The 25,354-nt window shown below is 31.3% G+C and carries 28 protein-coding genes; 15 read left to right on the top strand and 13 right to left on the bottom strand.

All coding sequences use genetic code 11. The annotated features are described in order from the left end of the window. Nucleotides 1-70: 70 nt before the first annotated feature. Nucleotides 71-445, bottom strand: a complete 375-nt coding sequence (locus U0D62_RS18875) for a hypothetical protein (protein ID WP_322288890.1) — start codon at nt 443-445, stop codon at nt 71-73. A 342-nt stretch (nt 446-787) separates the two neighbouring features. Between U0D62_RS18875 and U0D62_RS18870 the strand changes: the two genes are divergently transcribed. From U0D62_RS18870 to aqpZ, 4 genes are all read left to right on the top strand, one after another. Further along, entirely contained in the window at nt 788-1,309 is a 522-nt protein-coding gene (locus tag U0D62_RS18870) for a DinB family protein (RefSeq protein WP_322288889.1), read from the top strand. 69 nt (nt 1,310-1,378) lie between these two features. Next, nucleotides 1,379-2,095 carry an SDR family NAD(P)-dependent oxidoreductase gene (locus U0D62_RS18865; RefSeq protein ID WP_322288888.1) on the top strand — a complete coding sequence of 239 codons (717 nt, stop codon included), beginning with the start codon at nt 1,379-1,381 and terminating at the stop codon, nt 2,093-2,095. A 192-nt stretch (nt 2,096-2,287) separates the two neighbouring features. Continuing rightward, nucleotides 2,288-2,884: an alpha-ketoglutarate-dependent dioxygenase AlkB gene (locus U0D62_RS18860; protein ID WP_322288887.1), complete on the top strand. Its 597-nt coding sequence runs from the start codon at nt 2,288-2,290 to the stop codon at nt 2,882-2,884. 119 nt (nt 2,885-3,003) lie between these two features. Further along, entirely contained in the window at nt 3,004-3,693 is a 690-nt protein-coding gene (gene aqpZ, locus U0D62_RS18855) for an aquaporin Z (RefSeq protein ID WP_322288886.1), read from the top strand. A gap of 68 nt (nt 3,694-3,761) precedes the next feature. Here the strand turns inward: aqpZ and U0D62_RS18850 are convergent, their stop codons facing one another. Then, nucleotides 3,762-4,037 carry a hypothetical protein gene (locus U0D62_RS18850; protein ID WP_322288885.1) on the bottom strand — a complete coding sequence of 92 codons (276 nt, stop codon included), beginning with the start codon at nt 4,035-4,037 and terminating at the stop codon, nt 3,762-3,764. A gap of 451 nt (nt 4,038-4,488) precedes the next feature. Beyond that, nucleotides 4,489-6,759 carry a catalase/peroxidase HPI gene (katG, locus tag U0D62_RS18845; RefSeq protein WP_322288884.1) on the bottom strand — a complete coding sequence of 757 codons (2,271 nt, stop codon included), beginning with the start codon at nt 6,757-6,759 and terminating at the stop codon, nt 4,489-4,491. 213 nt (nt 6,760-6,972) lie between these two features. On the opposite strand from katG, the gene U0D62_RS18840 reads away from it, so the two are divergent. From U0D62_RS18840 to U0D62_RS18810, 7 genes are all read left to right on the top strand, one after another. Beyond that, the gene (locus U0D62_RS18840) at nt 6,973-7,812 is read left to right on the top strand and encodes a helix-turn-helix transcriptional regulator (RefSeq protein ID WP_322288883.1); all 840 of its coding nucleotides are present in this window, start codon (nt 6,973-6,975) and stop codon (nt 7,810-7,812) included. An 89-nt stretch (nt 7,813-7,901) separates the two neighbouring features. Further along, a complete protein-coding gene (locus tag U0D62_RS18835; protein WP_322288882.1) occupies nt 7,902-8,456 on the top strand; it encodes a YbhB/YbcL family Raf kinase inhibitor-like protein in 555 nt (184 codons plus the stop codon). Between the two features lie 95 nt (nt 8,457-8,551). Next, nucleotides 8,552-9,223: an AIM24 family protein gene (locus U0D62_RS18830; RefSeq protein WP_322288881.1), complete on the top strand. Its 672-nt coding sequence runs from the start codon at nt 8,552-8,554 to the stop codon at nt 9,221-9,223. A 135-nt stretch (nt 9,224-9,358) separates the two neighbouring features. Then, complete coding sequence (locus tag U0D62_RS18825) at nt 9,359-10,105, top strand: hypothetical protein (protein ID WP_322288880.1); 747 nt, start codon at nt 9,359-9,361, stop codon at nt 10,103-10,105. 22 nt (nt 10,106-10,127) lie between these two features. Then, nucleotides 10,128-11,411: a gluzincin family metallopeptidase gene (locus U0D62_RS18820; RefSeq protein WP_322288879.1), complete on the top strand. Its 1,284-nt coding sequence runs from the start codon at nt 10,128-10,130 to the stop codon at nt 11,409-11,411. A 112-nt stretch (nt 11,412-11,523) separates the two neighbouring features. Next, nucleotides 11,524-12,006: a MarR family winged helix-turn-helix transcriptional regulator gene (locus tag U0D62_RS18815; RefSeq protein ID WP_322288878.1), complete on the top strand. Its 483-nt coding sequence runs from the start codon at nt 11,524-11,526 to the stop codon at nt 12,004-12,006. 10 nt (nt 12,007-12,016) lie between these two features. Then, complete coding sequence (locus tag U0D62_RS18810; protein WP_322288877.1) at nt 12,017-12,781, top strand: hypothetical protein; 765 nt, start codon at nt 12,017-12,019, stop codon at nt 12,779-12,781. A gap of 26 nt (nt 12,782-12,807) precedes the next feature. Here U0D62_RS18810 and U0D62_RS18805 read toward each other — a convergent pair whose 3' ends face one another. Genes U0D62_RS18805 through U0D62_RS18790 form a run of 4 tightly spaced genes read right to left on the bottom strand, consistent with a single transcriptional unit; the run spans nt 12,808 to nt 15,146 of the window. Then, nucleotides 12,808-13,140, bottom strand: coding sequence for a hypothetical protein (locus tag U0D62_RS18805; protein WP_322288876.1), 333 nt, complete (start codon nt 13,138-13,140; stop codon nt 12,808-12,810). Next, complete coding sequence (locus U0D62_RS18800; protein WP_322288875.1) at nt 13,137-13,715, bottom strand: RNA polymerase sigma factor; 579 nt, start codon at nt 13,713-13,715, stop codon at nt 13,137-13,139. Before U0D62_RS18800 ends, U0D62_RS18805 begins: the two co-directional genes overlap by 4 nt. Next, nucleotides 13,705-14,034, bottom strand: coding sequence for a hypothetical protein (locus U0D62_RS18795; RefSeq protein ID WP_322288874.1), 330 nt, complete (start codon nt 14,032-14,034; stop codon nt 13,705-13,707). The genes U0D62_RS18800 and U0D62_RS18795 overlap by 11 nt, the downstream gene beginning before the upstream one ends. Nucleotides 14,035-14,045: 11 nt before the next feature. Then, a complete protein-coding gene (locus U0D62_RS18790) occupies nt 14,046-15,146 on the bottom strand; it encodes a serine hydrolase domain-containing protein (RefSeq protein ID WP_322288873.1) in 1,101 nt (366 codons plus the stop codon). A gap of 239 nt (nt 15,147-15,385) precedes the next feature. Here U0D62_RS18790 and U0D62_RS18785 point away from each other — a divergent pair, with 239 nt between their 5' ends. Both U0D62_RS18785 and U0D62_RS18780 read left to right on the top strand, forming a co-directional pair. Continuing rightward, the gene (locus U0D62_RS18785) at nt 15,386-15,871 is read left to right on the top strand and encodes a hypothetical protein (protein WP_322288872.1); all 486 of its coding nucleotides are present in this window, start codon (nt 15,386-15,388) and stop codon (nt 15,869-15,871) included. A gap of 93 nt (nt 15,872-15,964) precedes the next feature. Continuing rightward, complete coding sequence (locus U0D62_RS18780) at nt 15,965-16,639, top strand: hypothetical protein (RefSeq protein WP_322288871.1); 675 nt, start codon at nt 15,965-15,967, stop codon at nt 16,637-16,639. A 104-nt stretch (nt 16,640-16,743) separates the two neighbouring features. Here the strand turns inward: U0D62_RS18780 and U0D62_RS18775 are convergent, their stop codons facing one another. Genes U0D62_RS18775 through U0D62_RS18765 form a run of 3 tightly spaced genes read right to left on the bottom strand, consistent with a single transcriptional unit; the run spans nt 16,744 to nt 19,488 of the window. Beyond that, nucleotides 16,744-17,910 carry a peptidylprolyl isomerase gene (locus tag U0D62_RS18775; protein WP_322288870.1) on the bottom strand — a complete coding sequence of 389 codons (1,167 nt, stop codon included), beginning with the start codon at nt 17,908-17,910 and terminating at the stop codon, nt 16,744-16,746. A 13-nt stretch (nt 17,911-17,923) separates the two neighbouring features. Further along, complete coding sequence (gene gldI / locus U0D62_RS18770) at nt 17,924-18,475, bottom strand: gliding motility-associated peptidyl-prolyl isomerase GldI (protein ID WP_322288869.1); 552 nt, start codon at nt 18,473-18,475, stop codon at nt 17,924-17,926. Further along, entirely contained in the window at nt 18,472-19,488 is a 1,017-nt protein-coding gene (locus U0D62_RS18765) for a DHH family phosphoesterase (RefSeq protein ID WP_322288868.1), read from the bottom strand. The genes gldI and U0D62_RS18765 overlap by 4 nt, the downstream gene beginning before the upstream one ends. 81 nt (nt 19,489-19,569) lie before the next feature. On the opposite strand from U0D62_RS18765, the gene U0D62_RS18760 reads away from it, so the two are divergent. Together U0D62_RS18760 and U0D62_RS18755 are read left to right on the top strand one after the other, a co-directional pair. After that, complete coding sequence (locus U0D62_RS18760) at nt 19,570-20,598, top strand: alkaline phosphatase D family protein (protein ID WP_322288867.1); 1,029 nt, start codon at nt 19,570-19,572, stop codon at nt 20,596-20,598. A 163-nt stretch (nt 20,599-20,761) separates the two neighbouring features. Next, nucleotides 20,762-21,181 carry a nucleoside-diphosphate kinase gene (locus U0D62_RS18755; RefSeq protein WP_322288866.1) on the top strand — a complete coding sequence of 140 codons (420 nt, stop codon included), beginning with the start codon at nt 20,762-20,764 and terminating at the stop codon, nt 21,179-21,181. A gap of 92 nt (nt 21,182-21,273) precedes the next feature. Here the strand turns inward: U0D62_RS18755 and U0D62_RS18750 are convergent, their stop codons facing one another. The 3 genes from U0D62_RS18750 to U0D62_RS18740 all read right to left on the bottom strand — a co-directional run bounded on the left by U0D62_RS18750 (nt 21,274) and on the right by U0D62_RS18740 (nt 25,294). Next, nucleotides 21,274-23,826, bottom strand: coding sequence for a TonB-dependent receptor (locus U0D62_RS18750; RefSeq protein ID WP_322288865.1), 2,553 nt, complete (start codon nt 23,824-23,826; stop codon nt 21,274-21,276). 4 nt (nt 23,827-23,830) lie between these two features. Next, nucleotides 23,831-24,745 carry a FecR family protein gene (locus U0D62_RS18745; RefSeq protein ID WP_322288864.1) on the bottom strand — a complete coding sequence of 305 codons (915 nt, stop codon included), beginning with the start codon at nt 24,743-24,745 and terminating at the stop codon, nt 23,831-23,833. Nucleotides 24,746-24,844: 99 nt separating this feature from the next. Then, a complete protein-coding gene (locus U0D62_RS18740) occupies nt 24,845-25,294 on the bottom strand; it encodes an RNA polymerase sigma factor (RefSeq protein ID WP_416135548.1) in 450 nt (149 codons plus the stop codon). Nucleotides 25,295-25,354: the final 60 nt, after the last annotated feature.

The following is a 25,354-nucleotide window of genomic DNA, read 5'->3' as shown; positions in this document are numbered from 1 at the left end:
GTATTTAAATCTCTTTATCAATAAGTGATTCTTTATTGATCCTGTTAAAAAGAATTACTAATTCAATTTATTAGGCTATCTGCTTAACAGTTAACGTTCCGGTTCCTGTATTATCCGATGAAGTTACATCAATTATAAAACCATATAATTTATTAGAATCAGTTCCATACGCTCCCATCCGTATTATTAAAGGATTAGAAGAGTCATTAGAAGTATCAACAGTGTAAAACCATCCTTTTGAGGCGTTATTTGTATTATACACAACAACTTTATCAACAGGATATTCATTGTTATGGTATTTAACTGATGATGAGTAAGTTAATTCGTAAACCCCATTTGGATGAACGTCATGTCCGACGAGAGTTTTCATAAGTTTACCTTGTCTAATATCCAGAACATCTTTTTTTGGGTCAATTGTAATTGTAAATGGCGCTTGAAGTGACATATTTTTTTGCTTTATATTATCCTACTCTATTTAACATAGGTTTTTCGGATTCCACCTTTATAACCAAAAAGTACATAGTAGCTACTCAATTGAAATATTTGTTTTGATCATATTATAAATGTCCGTTAATATTAGTATATCTTTTACGTAGAAATTACCTGTTTTGATAAAATAGGTAATTTCTACTGAGTAATATTAATTCAATACCATTAGGCAATTCAAAGCTTTGTGTTATTCCACTTAATTCTGACACAAAAATCATAAGAATGATTAAAAAAGCATACCTTGTTATTATTAGAACGTTTCTTTACCAATAACTTTTAAGTAATTAAAATAAGTAGCATGAAACAAATAAAATGGTTTGAACGAAAGTTTGATTTTTCTTTCCGACAAAATATTTTTCCATCTATTATTGAGCGACTTGATGGAACACTAATACGGTTAAAAGAAAAAATTGAACAAATTCCGCCAGAATTATTAGAGGTTAAATCAGATGGGAAATGGTCTATAAAAGAAAATATAGGACATCTAATAGATTTAGAACCAATATGGCAAGGAAGACTTGATGATATATTAGAAAGTAAGGAATATCTGAGGTCCGCTGATTTAGAAAATAAAAAAACAGATCTGGCTCAACATAATAAAACAAGTATTAATGATCTATTGCTACAATTTCAGGAATTGCGTACAATAACATTAGATAAGCTTTCTAAATTAACAGAGCAAGATATATATAAAACAGCTCTTCATCCAAGACTAAAAGAGCCAATGAGAACAATGGATTTATTTTTGTTTGTAGCAGAACACGATGATCATCATTTAGCAAGAATAACAGAAATAAAAACCGCACACAACAAAGTATAAAAATGCAATAATGATAAAATGTCGAAAAAAAACATAAAAAAACTCTGAAACAATTAATTAATAAAGTAAATGAAAAAAGCCATTGTAATTGGTGCAACCTCAGGAATAGGAAAAAGCCTCGCCGAAAAACTAATGGAGCATAATTGGACTGTTGGGATAACTGGCAGAAGAATTGAATTACTTGAAGAAATAAAAGAGAAATTTAACAACAAGGTTTTAACTTTAGAACATGATGTTACTGAAATAAACACTTCAGATATAAAAATAGATTCTCTTTTTCAACAATTAGAAACTGTAGATTTGGTAGTTGTTTCTTCTGGAGTTTCTGAGTTAAACCAAGAATTAGAATGGGAAATTGAAAACAAAGTAATCCAAACCAATGTAAACGGAATTGCCAAAGTATATGAGTTTGTGTTTTCAAAATTTAAAAAGCAAGGGTATGGACATCTTGTAGGGATCTCATCTATCGCTTCAATAAGAGGTAATAGGTTTTGTGCATCATATAGTGCATCAAAGGCATTTCAAGCCAATTACCTTGAAGCATTAAGATGCATTGCCAAAAATGAAAAACTAAGCATAAAAATCACCGATATTCAACCAGGTTTTGTAGATACGCCAATGGCAAAAGGAGATGGACTATTCTGGGTTGCACCAGTAAAAAAGGCTACAACCCAAATTTATTCAGGTATTATAAAAGAAAAAAGAAAAGTCTATATTACAAAAAGATGGAGATTAATTGCTTGGATTATGAAAATTGCTCCGAGTTGGATATTAGAAAAAATGTAAAACAAAACAATTTTTTAAATTTTGATCAATGGATAAAAATTGGAAAGTTAAAGAGCTAGAACAGATTATGAAAAAATAACCAAAAACTAAGAATATTTATATAGTCATAACAATTTGTATATTGCATATGATCTATTTGGAGAACACATGAATGATATAAAACCTAGATGTTCTCAATAATAAAAAAGTGACATGAACCATCAACTAAAAGATGTTATCCAATATAATAATAGCTTTATGTCCAGAGAAGAGGCAAATAAGTTATTTGAGCATTTGATGGAGTATCATGCACTTACCCGCCTGATGGAAATGAAAACTCCAGATGGTACTACTTTTCAACATAATTTTGGGAAGATGATGTTTTTGGATAAGGAACTAGTTGAAGAAAAGAAATTTCCTCCATCCGTTTGGGGAAATAATATGACCTGGTCCAAAGAAATCATACCACTCAAAAAACGAATTGAGAACTATACTAATAATCATTTTAGAACTTGTGTTTGTATTTTTTATCCAGATGGTAACTCTGGAGTAGATTTTCACTCAGATTCTACAGCATTTGGAGATACTTCAATAATACCTTCTGTAAGTCTAGGCGAGGAGCGATTATTTTGTCTTAGAGATAAAAAAACAAATAAAGAAAATTCTATGATTCTTAAACACGGAAGTTTATTAATTATGGATAAAGGTTGCCAGGAGCATTATGAACATAGTTTACCTATAAACCCGATATATAAAAAACCCAGAATAAATTTAACTTTCAGAAAATATGGATTTGATGATCAGATATAAATAAAAACTTTGCTAATAAACCGTAAACAAAGTGGCATAAAGCATACCTCATATTGTCATAAAAGACGTTAGCCATTATCATAATAATATGTAACTCACTAACAATTAAATAGATAATTATGAGAAAATTAGTAGTAGAATTTATTGGAACCTTATGGTTAGTACTAGGAGGATGTGGAAGCGCTGTGTTAGCAGCAGCATATCCAGAACTTGGTATTGGGTTTGTAGGAGTCGCAATTGCCTTTGGTTTAACTGTAGTAACTATGGCATATGCTATAGGACACATTTCAGGATGTCATTTAAATCCAGCAGTATCTATTGGATTATGGGTAGGAGGGCGTTTTGATAAAAAAGAATTACTACCATATATTATAGCTCAAGTAGCAGGAGGAATTGCAGGTGCTGGTATTTTATATGTAATCGCAACCGGAAAACCAGGATTCGAAATCGGAGGATTTGCTGCCAATGGATATGGAGAACATTCACCAGGCGGATATAATATGATTTCTGCATTGGTTACAGAAATTGTTATGACCTTTATGTTCTTGATTATTATTTTAGGAGCTACACACTCAAAAGCACCCAAAGGTTTTGCAGGACTAGCAATTGGGTTAGGATTAACCCTGATACATCTAATTAGTATACCAGTTACTAATACCTCAGTAAATCCTGCAAGGAGTACGAGTCAGGCAATATTTGTTGGAGATTGGGCATTAGATCAATTATGGTTATTTTGGGTTGCCCCCATTGTAGGAGCAATTTTGGCAGGAATAGTATATAAGCTAATCTCTCCAGAAAAGGAAGATTAAGAGTGATAATACTTATCAAATAGAATAAAAACACAGAGTTATAAAGTTATAACTCTGTGTTTTTTATTTTAATAACCAATAGTTCCTTGATTAGGAGCAGAAGGAAATACGTTAATCAAATCTTGACTTGTATAAACCAAAGTTGACCAAGAATTAACACCACCAGGTAAATCTAAATTTACAGAGTTTCCACTGATTTCTGCAGTGATCTTCTCTCCTGTTTTAAATGTATGACCTGTAGATTGAGCCCCATCTTGAGGTATGCTGATTGATTTTCCATCAATTGTTACATTTAAAGCTCCACCTGAAGCATTTACTACGTTAAAAAAGTTATTTGCTGCCATAATAAAATAAATAATAAAATTATACCTACTCTGTTAAGGATTTTCGGTTTTCCCCTTTTGTAATTAAAACGAATAGTGATTTTTCAATCGATAAATTTGTTTCTGATTACATTACAAATGTCTGAGGATACGAGAATATTCTTTACGTAGAAATTACTTACATTATTTAAAAGGTAAGAAATACTTGGGTTAATAGGAAGTAGTTTTTACATCATATTAATGATAAACTTGAAGGTGTTTTATATCTATTAAAAATTGTAATTTTCAATTTGAACCAGGAAAAATTTAAGGTGAAATAGTTGATTATCAAGTATATTTTCCAGTTGAATTCTTGAAATAAAAAGATAAATTGTTAGTGAAAAAAAAAGATCAAAAGAGATTACTAATTAGATAACCTCTTTTGATCTTGATTTTAAAAAATATCTTCCATAGATTGATATAATAAAAAATACTATTGATATATTAAATCAAATCTATCCAGATTCATTACTTTATCCCAGGCAGCAATAAAGTGATTGACAAATTTTTCTTTGGCATCGTTGCTGGCATATACTTCTGCCAAAGCTCTTAACTCAGAATTAGATCCAAAAACTAGATCTGCACGGGTTGCCGTATACTTAAGCTCTCCAGATTTTCTGTCCCTTCCTTCAAATTCTTCTTTAGTATCAGAAGTAGCTTCCCAAACAGTATTCATATCCAAAAGGTTAATAAAAAAGTCATTGGTCAAAGCATCCATGTTTTTAGTGAATATACCATGTTTAGAACCGTTATAATTTGCATTTAAAGAACGTAGTCCTCCTAATAATACTGTCATTTCAGGTGCTGTTAAGGTTAATAGCTGAGCTTTGTCAAGAAGTAGCTCTTCTGTAGAAATAGTATATCGTGTTTTTAGATAATTTCTAAAACCATCAGCCATAGGTTCAAGGAGCGCAAACGAATGAATATCTGTTTGTTCTTGAGAGGCATCCATACGACCTGGACGAAATGGGACCTTTACGGTATATCCAGCATTGGCAGCAGCTTTTTCTACTCCGGTATTACCTGCTAAAACGATTAGATCAGCAATAGATACCTTTTTGGTTTCTGATTTTGCATTAAAATCTGTTTGGATTTTTTCAAGTACACCTAATACTTTTTGTAATTGTTGAGGATTATTAACTTCCCAATCTTTTTGAGGTGCCAGACGTATTCTCGCACCATTAGCACCACCTCTTCGATCAGAGTTACGATATGTCGAGGCAGAAGCCCAGGCAGTAGTTACCATCTCGCTTATAGATAAACCAGAATCTGAAATTAACGACTTTAGATTTGTTATATCTTTTTCATTGATCACTTCGTGAGTAACATCAGGAATAGGATCTTGCCATATTAGATCTTCTTTAGGTGCTTCGGGTCCTAAATAGGTAGTTTTTGGTCCCATATCTCTATGTGTTAATTTAAACCAGGCACGAGCAAAGGCATCATTAAACTTCTCTGGGTTTTCATAAAAATCTCTGGATATTTTTCCATAAACAGGGTCAAATCTTAGAGATAAATCTGTTGTAAGCATAGTGGGTTTGTGCATTTTTTCTTCATCAAAAGCATCTGGGACCAGCATTTTAGGATCTTTGGCAACCCATTGATGTGCTCCTGCAGGGCTTTTGGTTAATTCCCATTCATTTTCAAACAGGTTAAAAAAGAAAAGATGACTCCATTTTGCTGGAGTAGAAGTCCAGATTACTTCTAAGCCAGAAGTAATAGCGTCAGCACCTTTACCTGATTTGTAACTACTTTTCCATCCTAATCCTTGTTCTTCAATACCAGCAGCTTCAGGTTCGGATCCTACATTAGAAGCATCACCAGCACCATGAGTTTTTCCAAGCGTGTGACCACCTGCAATTAATGCAACAGTTTCTGCATCATTCATCCCCATTCTACCAAATGTTTGACGAATATCTTCAGCAGCAAGCAAAGGATCCGGATTGCCATTAGGACCTTCTGGATTTACATAGATCAACCCCATTTGTACAGCGGCTAGAGGGTTTTCGAGTTCTCGGTCTCCAGAATAACGTTTGTCATCTTCTAACCATTTTTTTTCAGCACCCCAATAGACATCCATCTCAGGCTCCCATACATCTTCTCTACCTCCTGCAAAACCGAAAGTTTTAAATCCCATATCTTCTAGAGCAACATTTCCTGTAAGTACCATCAGATCTGCCCAAGAGATTTTATTACCATATTTTTGTTTAACAGGCCAGATTAGACGTCTTGCTTTGTCCAAATTGGCATTATCCGGCCAGCTATTTAAAGGAGCAAAACGCTGTTGACCAGAACGAGAGCCACCACGCCCATCACCACTGCGATAGGTACCTGCACTATGCCAGGCCATTCTGATAAATAAACCACCATAATGCCCATAATCAGCCGGCCACCAATCCTGTGAATCAGTTAATACCTTTCTGATATCTTCCTTGAGAGCTTCATAATCAAGACTTTTAAATTCTTTGATATAATCAAAATCTTGATCCATAGGATTTGATAGAGAAGAATTTTGACGCAGAAGACTTAAGTTTAATTGGTTTGGCCACCATTCGCTATTACTGGTAGCTTTTAAATTAGAATTACTCGTTTTAGTTGCTCCGGAATGACTGTCAACTTCAGCTTTTGTGTCATTTTTTTTCTGACAAGAAATAATTAGCGCACTTATGCTGAACAACCAGCAGAATAATAGTACCTTTTTCATGATATTATATGTATAAGTTAGTATAAAGTGATGTATAAAAGTACCTACTTAATTCCCTGTTTTGATCAGAATGATATTGGTTGTTTTGATCTTTGTATCGATAAATTCAATTGAAACCACAAAACGCGATCAAATTAATTTATAACCGTAAAAAGCCTGTTGTAAAAGGGTAAATTTGAGGGTTAAGAAGGAATTTTTATTAATATTGATGAAATGGAAATAGTTACTTTACCAAAAGATTTACAATTAGAAGATGTTCCGTTAATTCAAATGTTTGATTATGAAACTTCGGATGAATGTTCAAAGCAGAGAATTAATTTAACGCAGAATACTATAAGTTTTTTAAGAGAAGGATTTAAAGAAGTTATTACGGATAATTCATCTATTTCAATTCACAATTCAGATTTCTTACTAATGAAATCAGGTCATTGTTTAATGACCGAAAAACTTTCTATAGCTAAAAATCATTATAGAAGTATTCTACTATTTTTTTCTGATCAGACAATTTTTGAATTTATCAGGAAGTATAACATAACTCATAAAAAAAATGTTGAGGGAGCATCTGTTATGGCTTTTCAGTATGATCATTTTATACACACTTTTGTTAGTAGTTTAATTGATATTAATAAACTGGATAGTAATGTCAGAAATAAAATATTACAAGTCAAATTTGAAGAATTGATGTTATATCTTATTGAAAAACAAGGGGTGATTTTTTTATATTCTTTAATTGAAAATATTAACGATCAATCCAGGAACCTGATTAAAATTGTAGAGAATAATAAGCTTAATAAACTTACTTTGAAAGAATTAGCATTTTTGTCTAATATGAGTGTTTCTACATTTAAACGAGAATTCGAAAAACATTTTCAGGAATCACCTATTAAATGGTTTCAAGATAAACGCTTGGAGTATTCAGCTTTTTTATTAAAAAGTGAATCAAAAAGACCATCAGATATATTTGAAGAAATAGGATATGAGAATCTTTCAAACTTTATCCACGCTTTCAAAACAAAATTTGGGGTTACTCCAAAACAATACCAAATAAATTGAGCTTTTAGCAATACTTTTTGACTCTTTTTCAATACTACATTACGCCATTTCTAAATTAGATTTGCCATCATAACCAAAAATAGAATAGTATGAAAAAATCAAATCTTTTATTGCTTTTATTGATAGCTATAACAAATACCTTATTTGCTCAAAATACATTTACTTTATTTAGTAAGGATTTAGGTGGGCAAGCCACGATTAATGAAGAGTTTAATGGTTTTGGATGTGTAGGAAAAAATGAATCCCCGCAACTCTCCTGGAAAAACGTACCAGAAGGAACCAAAAGTTTTGCTGTAACTATGTATGATCCTGACGCTCCTACCGGTAGTGGATGGTGGCATTGGCTTGTATTTGATATTCCGGCAAATGTTAATGAATTGGTTTCAAATGCGGGAGATATTAAACTTAATTTGACTCCCGAAGGAGCAATTCAAAGTATTACAGATTATGGTGCAATGGGGTATGGAGGGCCTTGTCCGCCAGAAGGTCATGGTTTGCATCAATATATAATCACTGTTTATGCTTTAAAAACTAATACACTTGGTCTTAACGAAAATACAAACCCTGCAGTAGTGGGCTATTATCTTTGGAACAATACAATAGAGAAAGCTAGTATTGTGACGTATTACCAGAGAACAAAATAATAAAAACGATTAAAGTGGTAAAAAAACGGTTTGAGATTTTACTCGAATCGTTTTTTGTTATTGTAACAGATTTGACAAAATAACGTCAAACAAGTATGAATTTTAACATATCAGAATATCCCGGATCTTATTTGGCTGTAGAATTAAAAAAAGGCGAGAAATTAATAACAGAAAAAGGAAGTCTTATCTATTGTGATGGGGAATACTCTTTTGAAAATAAGATAGAAGCTAAGAGTTATAAAAATTGGATAGCCAAAGTATTTGAAGGGAAAAGTTTGACATATAATATATACACAGCAAAAGAAGATTTAAAAATGGCTTTTTCTACCAAAGAAAATGCTGAAATTTTTAATATCGATATTTCTGATGAAAACCCAATCTTGTTTGAACCCCATTTACATTTTGCTAGAAGTATCAACCTAAGCATTCAATTAGAGAAAAAAGACTGGAAAAGTACCTTGAACGATGGATTAAAATTAAAAACTAACGGAAACGGAACATTGTTCTTAAAAGGTTACGGAAAGATAATTAGTCAAGAAATTGATACAGATAAACCGATTTATGTAGATGAAGATGCACTTATTGCTTTTGAAAATCGATTGGATGTTAAAACAGTTTCAAAAGGCTTAAAAGAATTGATTACAAGTGGCGAAGGATTTTTGTTTGCCATTAAAGGAAAAGGAAAAATATGGTTGCAAACTAGAGAAAAGAGTGAGCAATCAAGTGGGGGAGGTCTTATTGATGGGGTATTTAATTTTGTTAAGTAATAATATCTGCCTCATCAGAAAAACATTTATGAGTTTTATAGAATTAGAAGTTTCGTAAGATTTAGTTTTTAAACTTAAAAGAGTAACAAAAATCAAAAACAGAAGTCTATATGTTGAAGCTTAAAAGTGTATCCTATGAGACTATCAGAAAAACAAACTCGGTTTTTGGTTATTAGTAATATAAGTTGCTGGATTCTTTTACTATCTATGGTCTTTATTAGTTTTACTACAAAGGAGAAAAATGAAGAATTTGATATTATTACGGCTAAACGTATCAATATTGTTAATGATGATGGCACTATTGTTATGGCAATATCAAATAAACAACAAATCGCTGCTCCCAGAATGAATGGAAAAGAATACCCTGTAGATATGATCGAAAGACAGCATTTTGCGGGAATGATCTTTTTTAATGAAAATGGTGACGAAATGGGGGGACTTATTTTTAATAGTAATCGATTGCCTGATGGTAGAAAGTATGGTTCAGGACATTTATCATTTGATAGATTTAACGATAACCAGGTAATCAATTTAGAGCATCAGGAAAACATTCACGGTAAAATAAAATCAGGGATCACATTTTATGATAGAAAAGGGGATGGTAGTTTTGGTAAAAACCTGGACTTATTACACGAATATAAGTATGCAGATATTTCTAAGAGTCGAAAAAAGGAAATTATTGATGAGATTAGAAGTATGAAAAAAAATGGTGACCTAGGAACAGAAAGAGTGTTTTTAGGAAGCTATAATGAAATACCTCAGTTAACCATGAAGGACAATTTAGGTAATGAAAGGATAAAGTTATTTATTGATTCCTCAAATATAGCCAGGCTTAATTTTTATAATGACAAAGGTGTCCTACTTGATAAATTTCCAAAATAATATTCTCATAAAATTAATTGATATGACTAACCCAATCTTATGCAAAACAAAAGTAATACTACGAACATTGACCGTCTGTTGTTTAATGTTTATAAGTTGTTTTTGTCAAGGACAAATTAATAAAAAATCACATTATGCTGTTAAAGCCTCTATTAATGTAAAACAGCAAACCTTTAACGTTGAAGCAAATATTTCTTATGTCCCTAAACCCAATGATTCATTGAATACATTGACGTTTATGATTCATGAGAATGCTGATATTGAAAGCTGTAAAGTTAAGGGGTTGGTAAAGTATGAAGTTAAAAAAGGAGATAATAAGATTAGTTCTCTGATTCTTTATTTTAAAGAGAACATTAAAGAAGAGATACAAGTCAACTTAAAGTATAGTTCTGTTTTAAAAAAGGATGATGCTCCTTGGGGAATTGATAAAATTTCTGATGAATGGATAGAACTGAGCCTTAATTCTGTATGGTTACCAATAGTAGCAACGTTTGATAATCAATTTGACGCCCAATTAGATATAAAAATTATTGCAGATACTGATTTTAATGTTTTATCAAGTGGTTTGTCTAAAAAAGTAGGGCATAATACCTATAAAATCAAAAATGTAACTCCTCAAATTGATTTAGTATTAATTGGTAGTCCCAATTTTTATAAAAGTAATGGGAAAAACATTACCATATATGATCATAAATTAAATGAAGAAAGAAATAAATTGATGTTTGATTATGGAGAAAGAAGTTATACGTGGCTTAATAATTCTTTTGGAAAAGCTAAAAAAATACCACCTGCAAAACTGGTTATAACCCCAAGAAAGGAAAGTGGTTATGCCAGAAAGAATTTTATTGTACTAAGTAATGATATTTCAGTAAACAATACTATACATTTTGCAAACTATATTGCTCATGAATTTGCACATTTTTGGAGCAGTGGAGCTAACCCCTTAACCGCTCATCGGTGGTTAGATGAATCTATAGCAGAATACATTGCCTGGAAATATGTTCAAAAAGAATTTGGCGATAACGCATTAGATGAGTTTTTAACCCGTGTTAAAAAAGAAGCTCCAACACTTCCACCGGTATATACAAAAGAGGCTGCCAAAGTGCCTTCTCATGCAGTAATGTATAGAAAAGGAGTAGGTAAATTATTCGAACTAGAAGAAATGATAGGAGAGAGCACTATGTTTACCTTAATGACAGAATGGTTTAAAGAAGATGTAAAAGATTCAGAAAAATTTCTACAATTAATAAAGGATGTGATAGGAGTAGAAACTGCACAAAAATTTAGAACCAAGCTTAGTAAATGAGTTAAATAACAATCAGATAAGTTTGATAGTTAATTAATTATTAAAATATTATATAGTTAACTACATAGTTGACTATATAATATTATGTTTGTACAATCAATCTCACTTAGATATGGATGATTTTATTAAAGCACTTGGTTATAAGGCACTAGATAGTAGGTTAAAACGAATCAGTGATCGAATGGCACAGGATATAAGAAAATTATATAAAGAGTTAGAAATAGATGTTGAACCCAATTGGTATCTTATTTTTATGCTCTTACGGGATCACAAAAACTTATCTATTGCTCAAATAGCAGAACGACTGGGTTATGCACATCCTTCTATCGTCGTAATTATTCAAAAAATGATTAAAAAAGGATATGTGAATTCTCAAAAAGACGATAACGATAAGAGAAAACAATTGATCATGTTAACTCCTAAAGCGATAGATAATTTACCCGAACTTGAAAAACTATGGTATAGTTGTGAAGAAGCAATATTAAAGGTGCTTGAAGAAGATATGGGTATTTTGACATACTTAGATCGCATTGATAACTCTTTAAAAACTACTTCATTTCATGATAGATTTAAAAACGAATACTTAAAAAATTAAAACCAATACGATGAAAAAAATAATAACAATACTTCTGATAGCACTTTTAGGAACATATGCCAATGCTACCGAAACCAAAATTATCGTTAGAGCCAAAGCAAAAGATGCAAAGTTTATAGGTAGTTCTCTGGGAGGAGCTTATGTGATTATACGTAATAAAGTAAATCAACAAATTTTGGCAGAAGGGAAGACTAGCGGAAGTACGGGAAATACTAATTTGATTATGAAAGTCCCTAGAGAAAGAGGGAATTCGATAGTTGATGAGAAAACGGCTAAGTTTTTAGCTACTATAGATATTAGCGAACCAACATTTATTAGTATTGAAGTAGTATCACCTTTTAATAATAAACAAGCTCAAACAATTTCTAGTACAGAGTTGTGGTTAATTCCTGGTAAAGATATTTTAGGCGAAGGCATCGTACTAGAAATCCCAGGTTTTATTATTGATATTTTAAAACCCAGAACTCACCATTATATTGCCCTTGATAAGGTTAAAAACGAACCTTTTAATATACAAGCTAATATGGTTATGATGTGTGGATGTACTATAAATAAAGGTGGTTTATGGAATTCTGATGATATAGAAGTAAAAGGTATTTTAAAAAGAAATGGAGAATCTTTTAAAGAAATTGATATGTCTCTTTCATCTACTAATTTGTTTGAAGGAAATGTAAATATAACAACTCCTGGTAATTATGAATTAATTGTATATGCTTATGATTCTAAAAGTGGTAACACCGGAGTTGATAAGGTTAATTATATAATTTACAATTAAAAATAAAAATACACTACTATTAAAACCTATGCTTTGGGTTTTAATAGTAGTGCGTTAGTGTTTAATCTTACTAGGTAATTGAGGCATATAAAAAAAGGTATAGCTATCATTATAAAAATTGAAACTTTAGAAATGTTTATATTAATACTTGCTAATAAATGATTCAAAAATCGGAAGATTAAAAAACTAGTCAATGATAGTACTATAATCAAGATCCCGTATACTTTTTTAAAGGACCAAACCTGGGTTTTTGTTATTTCTTGTTGTGCTTCGAGTTTTAGCATCAATTTATCTGTAAAATCATCAGAGGTAGAGATAGTCCCTTTTTTTATTAAATCTTCGGTTCTTCTTTCTTTCATAACAAATCACGTATTTCGGTTCCCATAATTTTTTGTAACTCAAAGTAGAAATTATTTCTTCCTCTATGCAGATCTACTTTAATTTTTGATTTACTAAAGCCTGTACTTTGCTTTATTTCATTAATATTTAATTCACACAAATAGAATAATCTAAGAACTAATGCTTCGTCTGATCTAAGATTTTCTAGTGCTATTTGAATGTACTTTTTTTGATCATCTTCTTTTAATTGTCTTAAAGCGGTATCATTAACAGATACATTAATTTCTTTATCTGTATCTAAACGATGATAATGATTTTTACTCTTTTTTAGTGCATTATAGCTAGTGTTGACTACAATTCTATAGAGCCAGGTCGAAAATTTAGCACCAAATTTAAAAGTATCTATTTTTTCAAACACTTTGATAAAGGCATCTTGCAACACATCTTCTGCCAAATCTTGATCTTTAAGAATTGAAAAAGAAAGAGAAAGAGATACGTCTTTATATGTATTGACCAATTGCCTAAAAGCATTAGTATCTCCATCTCTAATCCTATAGATTAAATCGGTTTCGTTATCTGAAAAATTAGTTCCCAAATTTTCTTCTTATGAAGTGAGCTATTATCAAACCAATACTTCCAAAGATTAATATGGTACCCCAAATAAGTAGATCCATAGTATCTTCTGTTAAATCCATCAAAGTAAAAACCGAGGATACTAGTAGTCCTAACCCTAACCCTAATACAATACATCCTAAATCGAGATAATGAGCTTTGGTTTTTGTGGTTTCATTGGTTAAACCACGCTCGATAGTCGCTTTTTTAATTAAGTAATTATATTTAGCGATGATAAATACAATAAGTACTAAGCCAGTAATTAGGCCAATCATCATGATAATATTTTCTGTTGTTTCCATAATTGTCTGAATTAGAATTGTTCTCCTAGTATTGTGTTTAGTTTTTGGATAAAAGGCAGCATTTTATCAGAGTTTGTAAAAAGTACTATACCATATTTCTGATCCGGAATAAACATGGTATATGCTTGAAAATCGTGATTATTTCCGGTATGTAGATGCATAGTTCCGTAGGCAGTTGGTTTTTGCGCAAACCCAAGTCCCCAACCAGTTTGTCCTGTTTCTTTAAAAAGTTGATTAGATGGCGAAAAAGTATTTTGTTCTTTCAGCATTTCTGTAAAACTCTCTTGGCTCAAACCTTCTTGTTTTAGCATGGTGATAATAAATTTTGAATACTCTAATGCTTCGCTATGTATACTGGAGAAGGCATTAAAAGTTTTTCCACTCCAACCTCCAGTTCCATTACTTGTAGGAGTACCATTTTCATGACCATATACTTTGTGTTTTTCTAAATGGTCATTCCAGAGAAATGAAGTATGTTTCATACTTAAAGGTTTGGTAACTTGGTTCTTAAAAATTTCATTGAATTTATCTTTCCAGCCCACGCCATTCAATTTACCAATTACTGCTGCAAGATATTGATAGCCTTCTCCAGAATATAAAAAGCCATTACCAGGCTTAAAAGGTAAATTTATTTTTTGTCCTTCACTAAAGTTAGGAAAACCACTGCTGTGAGACAAGATCATTTTTGCGGTAATCAGTTTATAATCTTCTATGGAAGATTGTGAAATCGCAGGATGTGGGAAATAATCATGTAACGGTTTGTTTAAATCTAAAAGCCCTTTGTCCACCATCTTCATTACGAAATAAGCAAAAATTGGCTTAGATAAAGAAGCTCCTTCAAAAATATGATCTTTTGTGATTTTTATTTTAGTTTCTGAATTTACTACTCCAAATGTATTGTGATAGGCAAGTTTAGAATCATTAATAATTGCGATCGAAAGACCACTCATTTTAACTTGATTCATTATTTTTTGCACTTCGGCTTCCAGCTCTGATATTTTTAATAATTCTCCATTTACTTTTTTTATGGTTTGGGCGTTAGATTGAACCCAGAAGATCAAGGTCAATAGTAAAAACAATGACTTTATAGTATGATGTTTTATTTGATTCATTTTTTCTAAAATTAATGTGACTAAATTTCTTTTTTGCGAATTCACATAGATTGGACAAAATGAAAAAAGAAAAGGTTACAAATAAGGTTGCAGGTAGTTATTTTATTTATTTTTCATAAACGACTAATAGTTATGTGACTAGAGAGAACTAAACCTTTGGATTTGATCTTTCTTACTGTTATTTTTATGATTTACAGTGTTTTAAATATTTTGAATCAATAAATAAGTCATAAATAATAATGAAACGATTATTTCTTTTTTACTTACTCTATGCGTTAACCTCCTGTCAAAAAAACCTTGAGATAACTACTTTCGATAAAGCAAAAATTAGTGAAGAGACCAGACAAGTGCTATTGGATTATCATATAGCGATGAATAAAGATGGATTGATGGCAGAGTTTGCTTATCTCGATGACTCATCTGATTTTTTTTGGGTTCCACCAGGGTATACTTCGGCATTAAATTATGATTCTGTAGAAACAATATTAAAACAAAATGCAAAGACTCTTAAACAGGTTACTTTTAAATGGGATACATTACAGATATTTCCTTTATCAAATGTAATAGCTAATTATACAGGTATTGTAAATGGGCAGATGATTGATACATCTGGGATTAAATCAAAAGTATCTATTATAGAATCCGGAACATTGATAAAGAGAGATGACGGATGGAAATTATTAAATGGTCAATCTGCAATTTTAGATACAGGAAATAATAACTAATCTGGCGATCTTATGTAAGGTTATTCAAAATACAACAGGTAACATTTCATGGTATTAAGACACATGTTAATAGAAATGTTACAAACTTTGGATATGAATAATAAATTGAGATGTCTAATACTGCTTTTAATATTAATTAATGTTAGTGTTTTTGGTCAGGAATATTTTGAAGGAGAACTACATTATAAAATAGAATATCAAACACTTCATAAACAGATTCCAGTATCTGTGTTAGAAAGAGAAATGGGCACCTCTTTTACGGCATATGTTCAAGAAGATCGATATGCGATGATTTATCATGCAAAAGGTCAAAGAGGATGGATGAAGGTTATTGTTGATCTTAAAAAAGGATATTCTTATCAAGAGTTTGAAAAATCAGATACTATTATCAAAACTAAGTTTGGAGCCGAAAAAGAAGAGCTTATCACATTTAAAAGAAACTCAAATAATAAAAAAAAGGTTTTGAATGAATTATGTGAATCTGTAACGATCGAGTACAAACCTATGGGAACAAAAGCTTTTTTTGAGAAATTTAAAGGGAGGTATTACTTTAATCCTAAATATAAACTCAATGCAGAACTATATAAAAACTATACTAGTGGTTTTTGGAATCTTTATGTTAAGGAATCTGAATCTATAAGTATAAGAAATGAAACAGAGTTTTTGCCATTATTTAAATCGGTGCAAGAGGTAACGTCAATAATAAAAAAGGAGGTTTCTGATAAGGTTTTTGAATTGAATAAAACAAAAATTATTAAACTAGAATAATTGAATTAAGCTTATAAAAAAATATCCCGAAAATCTTCGGGATATTTTTTTTTGAATATTTCGCCTGTTAATCGTTTAGGATAAAGACGATTCAAATTATATTATTATTTAGCTTGAATACCCATTACTTCTAATTCAAAGATTAGATCAGTATTTGGAGGAATTGGTCCACCACCTCTTTCTCCATAAGCTAAGTGAGAAGGAATGAATAATACTGCTTTATCTCCAACATTTTTCATTTGTAAAGCACCTTCTTTAAAACCAGGTATCATTTGCGCATCTGGAGAATAAGGCATAGGCATTGGTCCATAAGCTCCTCTACGAGGATTGTATACTCCAAATTCTTTTGCTTTATCTTCAAAACTAGTGTCAAACATTTTTCCGTCTGCAAAATAACCTTCATAGTTGACAGTAATGTTATCTCCAATTTTTGGACTCTCACCATCACCTTTGTTTAAGAATAAAATCTCCAATCCACTTTCTAACTTGGTAGCTTTTTTCTTTAGCTCAGCATATTTTGCAGCTATTTTTTCACTTCTTTCTTTTTCAACACGTTCTTTTTCTGCTTTTTCTTCTTCAAGAGCTTGTAGTTTATCAGTAAATATTTTGCTAGCATCAAAAGACTTCGCATTTGATCCTTTTCTGATGATATTTACCTCTTGCATAACCACATCATTTACAGGCTTATCTCCTGGCTTTGTTGTTTCAACTCCTCCGATGCTATCTACAACATCTTGACCTAGAACGATTTCACCAAAAACAGCATGACAGCTTACTCCTCTTACATCACAAGGCTTCAAATTTCCTTGAGGATCATATCCATCTAAGTGTGGAGTAGGTACTAGTGTAATAAAGAACTGACTTCCATTAGTTGCATAACCAGAATTTGCCATAGATAGAATTCCTTTTTTTGTATGCTTTAAATCATTAGAGAATTCATCTGGGAATTTATATCCAGGGCTTCCACCACCTGTTCCTGTAGGGTCACCTCCTTGGATCATAAAATCCTTAATTATTCTATGGAATTTTATTCCGTTATAAAATTTCTTTCCTTTATATGTGCTATCAACTGCTGTACTGGTTCCTTCTGCCAGCGAAATAAAGTTAGCTACTGTCATTGGAGCTTGTTCATAATATAATTTAGCTACAGCAGTACCTTTTGTTGTAATGATTTCTGCATAGATCCCGTCTTCTAGATCTGGATATTTATCCTTACAGCTATTAAGAGTAATGGCAATAATGGCTAGAAATAAAAGGTTTAATTTTTTCATTTTGTGTTACTTGTTAATTTTCTATTGTTGTTTGTTTGGTGATTTTATGTAAAGTTACTTCAGATATTAACGGAATATTTGTTCCAATCTTATTATCATCTCCATAATATCCGTAAGCTTGATAAGAAGGAAACAAAAAAGTTACCACTTCACCAGGTTTCATTAACTTTAATCCTTCACGAAGCCCTAAAAAAAGTTCTTCTTTATCAATTACGTAGTTAATGGTATCTAGTTCTTTTTTGGTATAAATAAAGTTTCCGTTAAGATCTTTTACGTTGTAATTAAAATTTACAACATCCCCAAATTGAGGGGTTTCTACCTGTAAGGTATCCTGTTTTTTATAATAGTACCAGAATCCTCCTTTTGAGGCTATATAGTTATTGATAGTATCTTCTGCAATGATTTTTTGAATCTGAGCTTCTTCTCTTGCTGCAAGCTTTTTATTGCGAACAATAGATTCATCAATAAATGAACCTGATAATGTGCTTACAGGTCTCCTTGCATCAGGTGTTTTGCAGGAAAAAAGTAAGGGAAACAGGAAAAGAGTAAAAAGAATTAATCTCATCGATTCAGGGCATTTTTATAAGACGGTAAGATACTAATAAATTTCTCAATTGTATCATTCAAGGAGAGATTACTTCTTCCTCCAGCAGCGTTATGATGACCGCCACCGTTAAAATAATTTCGAGAAAATTCATTAACAGAAAACTCTCCTTTAGAACGTAGAGAAATTTTAATAATCCCTTCTTTTTTGTTCTCTATAAAAATAACTGCAAAAACAGTACCTTCTATAGATAGACCAAAGTTTACAAAACCTTCTGTATCTCCTTTTTTGAAATGATGTTCATCTAATTCTTTTTGAGATAACGTAATATAGGCGGTTTTATACTCAGGTAGAATTTTTAGGTTTTTTAATGCTACACCTTGTAATTGAAGCCTGGAAAAAGTTTTTGTATCATAAATGTTCTCATGAATCCTGGTGTTATCAGCACCACGATCAATTAAATCAGCCACTACACGATGCGTGGTACTAGTGGTAGATCTAAACCTGAATGATCCAGTGTCTGTCATTATACCTACGTATAAACAAGTGGCAATTTCTGGTGTTATTTTATCAAGTTCGCTTAACTTTTCCATAAAATGATACACCATTTGACAGGTAGAACTCATACTTACATCACTGTACATGTATGTTGCATAATCACTGGGTTGTTGATGATGATCTATCATTATAAAAGTGGTCTCAACTTTTTGAAGAGCACTCTCCATATCTCCAGTTCTCGAGAGATCATTAAAATCTAAAGTAAAAATTATTGCAGCGTTTTCAATTTTTTCTTGAGCTACTACTGTATTACTATTATACTTAATTACCGATTCCTCTCCTGGAACCCATTTTAAAAAATCAGGATATTCATTAGGTGCAATTACCACAGAATCATGTCCCAACTCAGATAAATAATGATGTAATGCTAATGTAGAACCAATAGCATCTCCATCCGGGTTTTTATGAGGTATGATGACTATACTTTTTGGTGAAGCTAAAAGCTTTTTTATTTCTGTTATTTCTTGAATACTCATAAGTGAGCGAATATACAATAAATAATATTTTGATAATATTAGATGCGTTAATTTTGTATTGATCTTAATCTTGAATTTGACATGAAAATTTATTGTATCACATTATTATTACTATTAGGATGTTTATTTCAAGTTTTTTCTCAAGAAAATGAAAATATTCAGTCAGATTATACCATTGCTTTTGGTAGTTGTAACAAACAAGATAAACCACAACCATTCTGGAATGAGATTATAAAACTAAGCCCAAACCTTTTTATTTGGGGAGGAGATAATATCTATGGTGATTCTGAGGATATGACCAAGATAGCTAACGATTATAATATACAGAATAGCAATTCAGATTATCAAAAACTTAAAAAATCAACCCCTATATTAGCAACATGGGATGACCACGATTATGGAAAGAATGATGCTGGAGGAGAGTGGAAGTTAAAAAAAGAAAGCCAGCAATTATTTTTAGATTTTTTAGGAGTACCTAAAAAAGATCCTAGAAGAAAACAAGAAGGAGTTTATAATTCAAAAGTATTTGAAACTGAAAAAGGTAGTATTAAAATAATAGTATTGGATACTCGTTATTTCAGATCTCCATTACAAGAAAGTGAAATAGAAGGAAAAAGATTTGAGCCTTATGAGAATGGAGAAGGAACTATATTAGGAGAAGCACAATGGAAATGGTTAGAAAAAGAGCTGGAAACCAATTATTCTGATTTTATTATTATAGTAAGTAGTATTCAGTTTTTATCTTCAGAACATGGGTTTGAAACCTGGGGCAACTTTCCTCATGAAGTAAGTCGTTTAAAAAACATTTTAATAAATAAAGCAGTAAGGAATGCTATTATACTGAGTGGAGATCGTCATATATCTGAATTTTCTATAGCTAAAGTAAAAGGACTTAAATATCCATTGGTTGATTTTACTTCTAGTGGTTTAACTCATTCTTACACATCATATAATGGAGAATCAAATAGATATAGAATTGGTAGAGTGATATCGATCCCTAGTTTTGGACTCTTGAAGTTTAATTTTGATACTAACGAAGTTATAATGCAAATAAGAGGAGAGAAAAATGTGGTATTGCAAGAATTAAGACGAAAATACCCTAAAGACTGATATTCTTATGATTGAAAGGTAAAAACACAATACTTTCTAATAATTTTCTTGTTTTTGAACCTTTTATATATACTTTTGCACAAAAATTTAAATCCGGTTAATTTTCCCGGAAGAATAATAAAAAAGATTCCTCTATTGAGGAAATGATAACAAATACATTTATATGGCAACGAACAGAACTTTTACTATGCTTAAGCCGGATGCGGTAAGAAAAGGATATATAGGAGCAATCCTTGAGCAAATAACTGCTTCAGGCTTTAGAGTTGTAGCAATGAAATTGACTCAACTTACTACAGATGATGCAAAAGCTTTTTATGCAGTGCATAGCGAGCGTCCTTTTTATGGAGAATTAGTAGAATATATGACTAGCGGTCCTATTGTAGCTGCGATTCTTGAAAAAGAAAATGCTGTTGAAGATTTTAGAACATTAATTGGTGCTACAAACCCTGAGGAAGCTGCAGAAGGTACTATTCGTAAAAAGTATGCTGCTTCTATCTCAGAAAATGCTGTACACGGTAGTGATAGTGATGAAAATGCTGCAATTGAAGGTGCTTTCCATTTTTCAGGAAGAGAGCAGTTTTAATAAATAACAGCTTTATAATATTTAAAAAAAACCATTCTGATTTTCGGGATGGTTTTTTTGTTTTAAGGAGTAAAAAATGCTTTAAAGTTTACCTACCAAAACACCCTGAAACTTAAGTTTGGAGTAATACCAACAGAGAATATATCTGCATTGATAAAACGATTATCTAAAGAGTTTGTAGTTCTAAATTCTCTATTTAATATATTTTCTTTATCATAAAGATTCAACACAGAGAGCCCAACTCTATATCTGATATCTGGATTATTACCTATTCTAAAATCATAAATAGCAGAAAAATCTAATCTATGATAAACGGGTAAATTATTGCTGTTTATTTCTCCAAATTCTAGCAACACGATATTACCACTTGCATCTACTCCAGAAACATTGGTAAAAGCTTTACCAGTATGCCATAACCATCCCAAAGAAAATTCAAAATTATCTATCTTATAAAAATGAGACCATTTAACAGTATGTTCTATGTTCCAATTACCAGGAAAAGATTCATTGTTATTGATGTCTTCAAATTTGTTACTGGTATTGATATATGAATAACTTACCCAGGTTTTATAGTTTTTAAACCGTTTTTTTAGAAAAAAATCTACACCAAAAACTCTACTTTCTCCAGTATGATAAGTATTGTCAATTGGATTAATAAATCCAGCTGTTAGCGTAGTGATATCATCAATTTGTTTGTAATAACTATCAACATCCAAATACCATTTGTTTTTTCTAAAACTGCTACCAAGAGTAAACTGATAACTAGAAATAATAGGAAATTGATAATTGTTTGCTAATGTCCAAACCTGATTTTCTAAAGATAAATCACTCACTACAGATTCTCTAATTTGGCTCACCGCTTGTGTTCTATATTCTCCGGTAGCATTTATTTGCCAGTTTTTATTAATATTCTTTTGAACCATAACTCTGGGTTCAAAAGAAGACTTATTTAATTCACTATAGTGATTAAAACGTAGCCCGCCTGAGATAAAGAAATTTTTAGGATTTTCATATTTGTATTCTGCATAAAAAGCATGAGTGTTCAGGAAGCGATCGTCTTCATCCAAAATCAATTCATAACTTGGTGTGGTGGTAACAAATGCATATTGTATATTATTATTAGAAAATTGATATCCACCGGATAGTTGCTGATAATCTGTTATGTTATAAGTCATATCCATCGTAGCTCCAAAATCCCGAACGCTATTTTTTTTACTTTCAATCTCTGTGATAACTCCAGAATCCTGGGTAATAAACTGATAATTTAATAAATACTTGGTATAGTATCCACTAGCTTTTTGTTCTAACCTTTTAGAGTAGGAGCGTTTCCATTTAAAATTGTATCCTTCATTTTCGGTAACAAGATCGTCCCGAAATGCTGAAGTGTCATCACTTCTTCTAAAATCAAGATCATTTTTACTGTAAATAGTATTTATCTCTATTTTATCATAATCAGAAGGTTCTATAATCAAGTTTGCGTTATAGTCTACAAAGAAGAAGTCGTTGTCTTCATTATTGAGACCGATGGTGTCAGCAATTTTAGTATTTTGAAATACACGATCTGAAAGTTGTTTATAGGTAAATGTTTCCAGGAGATCTGTATACGATCTTCTTCCTGATATTTGAAGAGACATCTTGTCTTTTATTATTGGAGTATGGATAACAGCATCTGCATTGATCATATTAAACCCTGCACCTCCATTGAAATGTTGTGCTACTTCATTTTCGGATTTTATATCAATAACACCAGCTATTCGGTCTCCATACTTAGCGCTAACTCCACTTTTTGAAAAATTAACTTCTTTTGCAACATATGGATTATAGGCAGATAACATACCAAAAAAATGTCCTTGGTGATACGTTTTAATACCATTCCATAATACAAGATTTTGATGTGGAGTACTTCCTCTTACAAACAAACCTGAGGCAGTTTCAAAAGGACTGTTAACTCCTGGTGTTAATTGTACACTCTGTAATATATCTGGTTCAGTAAGGCCTGGAAGAATTTCTACATCGTTAAGATCAATATGTATTATATTTTTATTTTTTGTAATCCCTTTAGCCAGATACTCTTTAATAAGAACTTCGTCTAAGGTTTCTTCAAGTGTATTGGTGAGATAAATCTTTTTGCACTCTTGCGTTAGAAAAGATCGAGTGTTTAGTATTTTTTGTCGATATCCAGGAGCACTAACTAATATGACAGAATTATAAGGAACTTCTTTTATCTCAAAGTATCCATTTTTATCTGTTTTTATATTGGTACGTATTGCTTTAAAGAATATGCTTATCTCTTTTAATGGAGTAGATTTATCATCCATAATATAACCACATACAGTGATTGTATCTTTTTTTTTATATGAACTTATTGTTACAAAATTAGAGCCTGTGATTTCAAACTTTAAAGAAGTTTGTCGTTGTAAATGATCAATTAGATTTTCTACAGTAGTAGTAGAATCTATTGTGATTGTGACCTTTTTATTATTGATTAAATTATCGATATAGGAAAACTTAAGGTCAAAACGTTGTTCAATCAATGTAATGACCTCAGATAGGGATTTGTTTTCTATGACAGCGACTTTTGTCTTTTCTTGAGAAAAAACAGACATGCTCCATAAAAACATACATGCATATAAAAGTCTAATCATTCGTTTACTTTTCTAGTACGACGGTTTTACCATCTTTAGATAGGCTATACTCAATGCCTAAGGTACTAAAAACTGTTTTAAGAGCAACTTTTATATTGTCATTTGGAAAGGTTCCTGTGTAAATAATTTCGGTATCAATTTTAGTAGTATCAATCTGTAAATTATACTGTTCTTCAAGTTCTTTGAAAACATATTTTACAGGCACACTTCTAAACGAGCTTGTGTTATCGATCCAAGAAGGTTTTTGTGCTACAAACGTCCAATGTTCAGGGGCTGTGTTTATAATATTTCTATATGCATTTCCTGCAGTAAGAATTTTATAATTTTGGCCATTTGTAACACTTACTTTACCTTCATAACAAATAGCTTCAAATATAGAAGTATCCGATTGTACATTAAATTGAGTTCCTAGAACAGATACATCTCCATTTTTTGTGGTAACGGTAAATTTACTTCCTTTTTTTACTTTAAAATATGCTTCTCCTTCTAAAGTGATTGTCCTATTATTATTCCAATCATCTTCATCAAAACTCGCTGTGGATTTTGCATTCAATATCATTTCAGAACCATCCGGAAGTGTTACGGCTAATTGTTCTCCATAATTAGTATTGAACGATTCGTTTGGGTTAAATAAAAATACACCTAAAATGATAATAACAGATGCTGCTACAGCTAAATACGGCCATAACTTAATTATACGAGTAGACTGGTTTATTGACTTAACCTCTCGTTTTGATTTTAAAGAAACTAACTCTTTATCGACATCATAATCTTTGAGATCCAAAGCATCAGCACCGGCCATAATCTTCATATAATACCCATATTCAGGATGTGCTTGAAACTCTTTCAACTCTTCGGTTGAAAGCTCGCCACTAATCCATCTGGATAAGAATATGTCGTCTTTTTTATCGTCTAACATAACTTTGGTATATATATTGAAAACGTTTTATTTATTATTTACCCTACCTTCTTTTTTATATTTTTTTGTTAAAGTTGACGATTTGTAAAAAATCAACCACTAAATATTTCCTATTTTTTTTCTTAGAGATAGTAATGCTTTATGCATTAATTTTTCTATCGCTTTTACAGAAACTCCTGATAATTCTGCTATTTCCCTATAGGTTTTTTTATCTATTCTACTTAAAAGAAAAACTTCTCTTTGTCTTTCTGGTAAATCTGCAATTGCACTTTTCAATTGTTCCATATATTCTTTTTCAAGTGCAATAAATTCTGGTGACTCATTGGTGATATCACTTCTACGTTGTGTTATATAGTCGCGATATTTAAATTTAACTTTCTGATGCCTTGTAATACTAATGCCCAAATTATTAGCAACCGTATAAATATAACTTTTGGCTTTATCCAGAGAAACTTTAGAACAGTTATTCCATAATTTAATAAAGGTATCCTGAACAATATCCTCGGCTTGTTCCAGATCTCCAAATTTGTAATAAATAAAATTTCTCAAAAGTTTTGAGTGGCTTTTGAAAAAATTATCAAAAGCTTGTTCATCACATGTAGATTTATT

The organism is Aquimarina callyspongiae, assembly GCF_034322225.1.
In the GTDB taxonomy this organism is placed as follows: domain Bacteria; phylum Bacteroidota; class Bacteroidia; order Flavobacteriales; family Flavobacteriaceae; genus Aquimarina.
This window is presented reverse-complemented; position numbering and strand designations above follow the sequence as displayed.

What these genes read in the sequence shown, in the direction of transcription:
- U0D62_RS18790 (WP_322288873.1), bottom strand. Translation starts at nt 15,146, where the DNA reads ATGAATCAAATAAAACATCATACTATAAAGTCATTGTTTTTACTATTG.
- gldI (WP_322288869.1), bottom strand. Translation starts at nt 18,475, where the DNA reads ATGAGATTAATTCTTTTTACTCTTTTCCTGTTTCCCTTACTTTTTTCC.
- U0D62_RS18830 (WP_322288881.1), top strand. Translation starts at nt 8,552, where the DNA reads ATGAATTTTAACATATCAGAATATCCCGGATCTTATTTGGCTGTAGAA.
- U0D62_RS18835 (WP_322288882.1), top strand. Translation starts at nt 7,902, where the DNA reads ATGAAAAAATCAAATCTTTTATTGCTTTTATTGATAGCTATAACAAAT.
- U0D62_RS18840 (WP_322288883.1), top strand. Translation starts at nt 6,973, where the DNA reads ATGGAAATAGTTACTTTACCAAAAGATTTACAATTAGAAGATGTTCCG.
- U0D62_RS18825 (WP_322288880.1), top strand. Translation starts at nt 9,359, where the DNA reads ATGAGACTATCAGAAAAACAAACTCGGTTTTTGGTTATTAGTAATATA.
- U0D62_RS18775 (WP_322288870.1), bottom strand. Translation starts at nt 17,910, where the DNA reads ATGAAAAAATTAAACCTTTTATTTCTAGCCATTATTGCCATTACTCTT.
- U0D62_RS18765 (WP_322288868.1), bottom strand. Translation starts at nt 19,488, where the DNA reads ATGAGTATTCAAGAAATAACAGAAATAAAAAAGCTTTTAGCTTCACCA.
- U0D62_RS18860 (WP_322288887.1), top strand. Translation starts at nt 2,288, where the DNA reads ATGAACCATCAACTAAAAGATGTTATCCAATATAATAATAGCTTTATG.
- U0D62_RS18810 (WP_322288877.1), top strand. Translation starts at nt 12,017, where the DNA reads ATGAAAAAAATAATAACAATACTTCTGATAGCACTTTTAGGAACATAT.
- U0D62_RS18750 (WP_322288865.1), bottom strand. Translation starts at nt 23,826, where the DNA reads ATGATTAGACTTTTATATGCATGTATGTTTTTATGGAGCATGTCTGTT.
- U0D62_RS18780 (WP_322288871.1), top strand. Translation starts at nt 15,965, where the DNA reads ATGAATAATAAATTGAGATGTCTAATACTGCTTTTAATATTAATTAAT.
- U0D62_RS18745 (WP_322288864.1), bottom strand. Translation starts at nt 24,745, where the DNA reads ATGTTAGACGATAAAAAAGACGACATATTCTTATCCAGATGGATTAGT.
- katG (WP_322288884.1), bottom strand. Translation starts at nt 6,759, where the DNA reads ATGAAAAAGGTACTATTATTCTGCTGGTTGTTCAGCATAAGTGCGCTA.
- U0D62_RS18870 (WP_322288889.1), top strand. Translation starts at nt 788, where the DNA reads ATGAAACAAATAAAATGGTTTGAACGAAAGTTTGATTTTTCTTTCCGA.
- U0D62_RS18865 (WP_322288888.1), top strand. Translation starts at nt 1,379, where the DNA reads ATGAAAAAAGCCATTGTAATTGGTGCAACCTCAGGAATAGGAAAAAGC.
- U0D62_RS18755 (WP_322288866.1), top strand. Translation starts at nt 20,762, where the DNA reads ATGGCAACGAACAGAACTTTTACTATGCTTAAGCCGGATGCGGTAAGA.
- U0D62_RS18760 (WP_322288867.1), top strand. Translation starts at nt 19,570, where the DNA reads ATGAAAATTTATTGTATCACATTATTATTACTATTAGGATGTTTATTT.
- U0D62_RS18785 (WP_322288872.1), top strand. Translation starts at nt 15,386, where the DNA reads ATGAAACGATTATTTCTTTTTTACTTACTCTATGCGTTAACCTCCTGT.
- aqpZ (WP_322288886.1), top strand. Translation starts at nt 3,004, where the DNA reads ATGAGAAAATTAGTAGTAGAATTTATTGGAACCTTATGGTTAGTACTA.
- U0D62_RS18850 (WP_322288885.1), bottom strand. Translation starts at nt 4,037, where the DNA reads ATGGCAGCAAATAACTTTTTTAACGTAGTAAATGCTTCAGGTGGAGCT.
- U0D62_RS18795 (WP_322288874.1), bottom strand. Translation starts at nt 14,034, where the DNA reads ATGGAAACAACAGAAAATATTATCATGATGATTGGCCTAATTACTGGC.
- U0D62_RS18875 (WP_322288890.1), bottom strand. Translation starts at nt 445, where the DNA reads ATGTCACTTCAAGCGCCATTTACAATTACAATTGACCCAAAAAAAGAT.
- U0D62_RS18820 (WP_322288879.1), top strand. Translation starts at nt 10,128, where the DNA reads ATGACTAACCCAATCTTATGCAAAACAAAAGTAATACTACGAACATTG.
- U0D62_RS18805 (WP_322288876.1), bottom strand. Translation starts at nt 13,140, where the DNA reads ATGAAAGAAAGAAGAACCGAAGATTTAATAAAAAAAGGGACTATCTCT.
- U0D62_RS18815 (WP_322288878.1), top strand. Translation starts at nt 11,524, where the DNA reads ATGGATGATTTTATTAAAGCACTTGGTTATAAGGCACTAGATAGTAGG.